The 4,688-nt window shown below is 70.6% G+C and carries 5 protein-coding genes; all 5 read right to left on the bottom strand.

Going from position 1 to position 4,688, the window contains the following annotated elements; genetic code table 11:
- Positions 1 to 266 precede the first annotated feature (266 nt).
- A complete protein-coding gene (locus tag Q7T15_RS06945; protein WP_304694653.1) occupies positions 267 to 728 on the bottom strand; it encodes a dehydrogenase in 462 nt (153 codons plus the stop codon).
- A gap of 20 nt (positions 729 to 748) precedes the next feature.
- The gene (locus Q7T15_RS06940; protein ID WP_304694651.1) at positions 749 to 1,387 is read right to left on the bottom strand and encodes a hypothetical protein; all 639 of its coding nucleotides are present in this window, start codon (positions 1,385 to 1,387) and stop codon (positions 749 to 751) included.
- Between the two features lie 107 nt (positions 1,388 to 1,494).
- On the bottom strand, positions 1,495 to 2,010 hold the full coding sequence (locus tag Q7T15_RS06935) for an amino-acid N-acetyltransferase (protein WP_304694649.1): 516 nt from the start codon (positions 2,008 to 2,010) through the stop codon (positions 1,495 to 1,497).
- Positions 2,011 to 2,131: 121 nt separating this feature from the next.
- Positions 2,132 to 2,707 (bottom strand): fasciclin domain-containing protein, encoded by a 576-nt coding sequence (locus Q7T15_RS06930; RefSeq protein WP_304694647.1) that lies wholly within the window; start codon positions 2,705 to 2,707, stop codon positions 2,132 to 2,134.
- A gap of 339 nt (positions 2,708 to 3,046) precedes the next feature.
- Positions 3,047 to 4,688 (bottom strand): ATP-dependent Clp protease ATP-binding subunit (locus Q7T15_RS06925; protein WP_304694645.1); only part of this gene is annotated, 1,642 nt, incomplete at its 5' end.

The following is a 4,688-nucleotide window of genomic DNA, read 5'->3' as shown; positions in this document are numbered from 1 at the left end:
GCCGTGCGGCTCGCATTCGCGAGCGCGAGCGACGAGAAGATCGACATCCCCGAGTTCTAGGGCTGGCCCTTCGCGAGATCACGCATCCCTGGCGAGATCCGTCGAAACTTCGCGTGCTCTCGCCAGAATCGCGTGCTCTCGCTGGAGGGCTCTTGCCGTCGGGCCCGAAAGTCGCATCTGAGCCCGAACATTCAGCCCCACTCGTGACTTTCGGGCTCAACCGCTGCGGCGCGCGCCGGGCGGGCAGCCGCCCGCGGCGGGCGGGACTACTCGGCCGGGGCCTCGAGCCGAAGCGCGTCGAGCACCGTCTGGGGCTCGGCCTGCATCGCGTGCGGGCCGGCGACGTCGAACCACACCGCCTCCAGCACGCCCATGTTCTGCTCGAGGAAGTCGGCGAGGGTCGCCCCGTCGTACGCGAGCACGCGCAGGTCGGTCTCGTTCGGCAGCATCGCGACGTACGTCTCCGGGCTCGAGAACAGCAGCAGCATGTACTTGTCCGCCTCGCCGCGGCGGAACACTCGCACCTGCGACGGACCGTCGACGGGCAGGAGGGGCACGATCACGTGGTCGTTGCGCAGCGCGAAGGCGACGGCCGCGGCATCCTGCCTCTCGAGGGCGGCGGCGAGGCGCTGCTCGACCGGGAGGGCCGACTCGGGCAGGGGGCTCGCGGCTCCGGGCATGCGGCGCGGGGTGCCGCCGGGGCGGGTGGGGCGCTTCTTCTTCGGCATCCGAACCAGCCTACGCGGCGCTACTGGAGGATGAAGGGCTTCGCCTCGGAGGTGAACGCACCGATCGTGACCGTCAGCCGGTAGGTCGCGCCGCCGCCGATCGCGGCCGTGCGCTCGCCCTCGCACGCGCCACCCGGCTCGGAGCGCACGCGCTGCCACGAGAATGGTGTCGTCGACAGCGGCGTGCCCGGCTCGAGGGTGACCTCGGCGGGCGCGGGGTTCTGCTGGCAGTCCTTCGACGACCAGATGCGGTCGGAGCCGGAGGTGATGACGTACTCCTGCACGTCGGTGCCCACGGTCGCGATGCACGGGCTCGAGCCCGTGTTGGTCAGGGTGAGCGACAGCAGCGGCTGCACCTCGGCGGGGTACGAGTCGGCGTCGGTGACCGCTGCGACCTGCACCTGGTCGGGGGTGCACGCGTTCGGGTTCGCCGGGTCGACGGGCTCGGCGGGCTCCTCCGCGCTCGGCTCGTCGGCCGGGGCGTCGCTCGCGGCGGGGTTCGCGTCGGGGTTGCTCGCGCCCGCCTGCTCGGCTCCCGGGCGCACGAGGATCAGCACGACGATGAGGATCACGGCGAGCAGGCCGATGCCGACGACCAGGCGGCGGCGCCAGTAGACCTGGGGCGGCAGCGGCCCCACGGGTTGACGCAGGCTCTGCATGGGGTCAGGGTACGTCGCGGCGGGCGGGATTCCGGGACGGGCGGGCGGCGTGTGCGCAGATCGCCCGGCGACGAAGGGGCGGATGCCGTCGGCCAGCGCCGACGGTCCTAGTGCAGCTGCTTGAGCATGCGCGTGTTGCCGAGCGTGTTCGGCTTGACGCGCGAGAGGTCGAGGAACTCGGCCACGCCCTCATCCGGCGAGCGCAGCAGCTCGCTGTACACCTCAGGGTCGACGAGCAGCTGCTCGCCCATCGGCACGAAGCCGTGCTTCGCGAAGAAGTCGACCTCGAAGGTCAGGCAGAACAGTCGCGCGACCCCGAGCGCGAGAGCGGCATCCTCGAGAGCGGTCAGGATCGCGTGGCCGACCCCCCTGCCCAGCCACGACTCGGCGACGGCGAGGGTGCGCACCTCGCCGAGGTCCTCCCAGATGACGTGCAGCGCGCCGCAGCCGATGACCTCGCCGCCGTCGTCGACGGCGACCACGAACTCCTGCACCGACTCGAAGAGCACCACGAGCTCCTTGCCGAGCAGGATGCGCTTCTGCACGAGCGGCTCGACGAGCTGCGTGATGGCGCGCACGTCGGAGGTGCGGGCGGGGCGCACGCGGAACGCGGGAGTGGTCACGCGATCAGCCTAGAGGCGGCGGCGGATGCTCGGCTCACCGATCCCGGACAGCACGAAGCCCCGGCCACCCGAACGGCCGGGGCTCCTGCTCGCGCAGACGTGACGGGGCGCGGAGAGGTGATCAGGACCCGGGGACGAGAACCCGGTCGATCGTGTGGATCACACCGTTGGAGGCGTGGATGTTCGAGAACTCGGGAAGGATCTTCGGGTCGGCGAGGGGGGCGCCGTCGCGGAGGTTGACGCCCTGGACGCCGAAGCTCGCGCCGTTCAGCGTCATCACGCTGCCGGCCTTCACGACCTGAGTGCGCGACTTCTCGCCGGCGGACACGTGGTACAGCAGCACGTCGACGAGGTTCGGGAGACCAGCCGCAGCCATGAAGGCGTCCTGCTCGGTCGCGGGGCGCACGCCGTCGCTCAGGTCGGCGACGAGGCGCATGAAGGCCTCATCGTTCGGGGCGAAGACCGTGAGGTCGGCGTCGGGGTTGGCAGTGGCTCCGGCGAGGTCGGTCGCGACGAGCGCCGCGACGAGGATGTCGTAGTCGCCGCCGTTCATGTCGAACTCGTTGGGGGTGCCCGACGCCGCGACGGCGATGTCGGTGATCGTGGGGCCTTCGTGGCCGGCGGCGGCCGCAGGGACGGCGGTGCTCGCGGCGAGCGCGAGCGAGGCGAGACCGGCGAGGGCGAGACGCTTCTTCATCGAGGTTCTCCAGTTCGTGAGCCGCGGGGGCGCGGCGGGGATCGGTGTGCAGAAGGCGGAGATGCCCCCCGAATGAGGGTCGTCCGGAGCGTGCTGGCGGGGCAAGACGCCCCAGGCTTCCCGCGGCGAGCCCGCGGCCGGCTCGCGGCTGGCGCGCAGTCCGCACGGGGCGACTCGTCAGCGAGTTCGCGGCGCAGGGTGCATCCGAAGGCGACCTCTCGGCGGTACGCGCGGGCGAGCATCCGCACCCCCGCCCTCGGCGCGCACACGACGACGCCCCGCTCCCGGATCTCCGGGGCGGGGCGTCGGTCGTGCGGTGCGCGGCTACTCGGTGCGCGGCTACTCGACGGGCGGCAGCTCGCCGGCGACGGACGGGCCGGCCTCGACCGCCGCGAGCTCCTTCTGCGTGGTGACGAAGGTGAACGCGCCGTCGACGAAGTCGACCTCGACGTGGTCGCCGCCGTTGAGGCGACCGTGCAGGATCTCCTCCGACAGGCGGTCCTCGATCTCGTGCTGCACCGCGCGGCGCAGCGGGCGAGCGCCGAGCGACGGATCCCAGCCGAGCTTGATGAGCTGGGCCTTTGCCGACTCGCTGACGTTGATCGTCAGATCGCGGTCCATCATGCGGTCGCGGAGACGCTTGATGAACAGGTCGACGATCTGCAGGAGCTCCTCCTGGCTGAGCTGCGGGAACACGATGGTCTCGTCGACGCGGTTCAGGAACTCGGGCTTGAAGTGCTTCTTGAGCTCCTCGACGACCTTGCCGCGCATGGCGCTGTAGTCGGCGGCGGTGTTGCCCTCGAGCGTGAAGCCGACGGGGCCTCCCGTGATGTCCTTCGTGCCGAGGTTGGTCGTCATGATGATGACCGTGTTCTTGAAGTCGACGACGCGGCCCTGACCGTCGGTCAGACGACCCTCCTCGAGCACCTGCAGCAGCGAGTTGAAGATGTCCGGGTGCGCCTTCTCGATCTCATCGAAGAGCACGACGCTGAACGGCTTGCGGCGCACCTTCTCGGTGAGCTGGCCGCCCTCCTCGAATCCGACGAATCCGGGAGGGGCGCCGAACAGGCGCGAGACGGTGTGCTTCTCGCCGTACTCCGACATGTCGAGCGCGATGAGCGCACCCTCGTCGTCGAAGAGGAACTCCGCGAGCGCCTTCGCGAGCTCTGTCTTCCCGACGCCCGTGGGGCCGGCGAAGATGAACGAGCCCGAGGGACGCTTCGGGTCCTTCAGGCCCGCGCGCGTGCGGCGGATCGTCTTGGCGAGGACCGAGATGGCCTCCTCCTGGCCGATGACCCGCTGGTGCAGGGCCTTCTCCATGAAGATGAGGCGGCTCGACTCCTCCTCCGTGAGCTTGAAGACGGGGATGCCCGTGGCCTGCGCGAGCACCTCGGCGATGACGCCCTCGTCGACGGTTCCGCCGACGCCGGCCTCACCCGAGCGCCACTGCTTCTCGAGGCGGAGACGCTCGCCGAGGAGCTTCTTCTCCTCGTCGCGGAGGCTCGCGGCCTTCTCGAAGTCCTGGTCCTCGATCGCGGCTTCCTTCTGGGCGCGGACTCCGGCGATGCGCTCGTCGAACTCGCGCAGCTCCGGCGGGGCCGACAGGATCGACAGGCGCAGGCGGGCGCCGGCCTCGTCGATCAGGTCGATGGCCTTGTCGGGCAGGAAGCGGTCCTGGACGTAGCGGTCGGCGAGGTTGACGGCCGAGACGATCGCGCCGTCGGTGATCGAGACCTTGTGGAACGCCTCGTACTTGTCGCGAAGCCCCTTGAGGATGTTGATCGCGTGCGGCAGCGACGGCTCCTGCACCTGAACGGGCTGGAAGCGACGCTCGAGAGCGGCATCCTTCTCGAAGTGCTTGCGGTACTCGTCGAGCGTGGTCGCACCGATCGTCTGCAGCTCACCGCGCGCCAGGAGCGGCTTGAGGATGCTCGCCGCATCGATCGCGCCCTCGGCGGCACCCGCACCGACGAGGGTGTGG

The organism is Microcella sp. (assembly GCF_030645145.1).
Classification (GTDB): Bacteria; Actinomycetota; Actinomycetes; order Actinomycetales; family Microbacteriaceae; genus Microcella.
The sequence above is the reverse complement of the archived record's forward strand: the minus strand, read 5'-3'. Positions and strand labels throughout refer to the sequence as shown.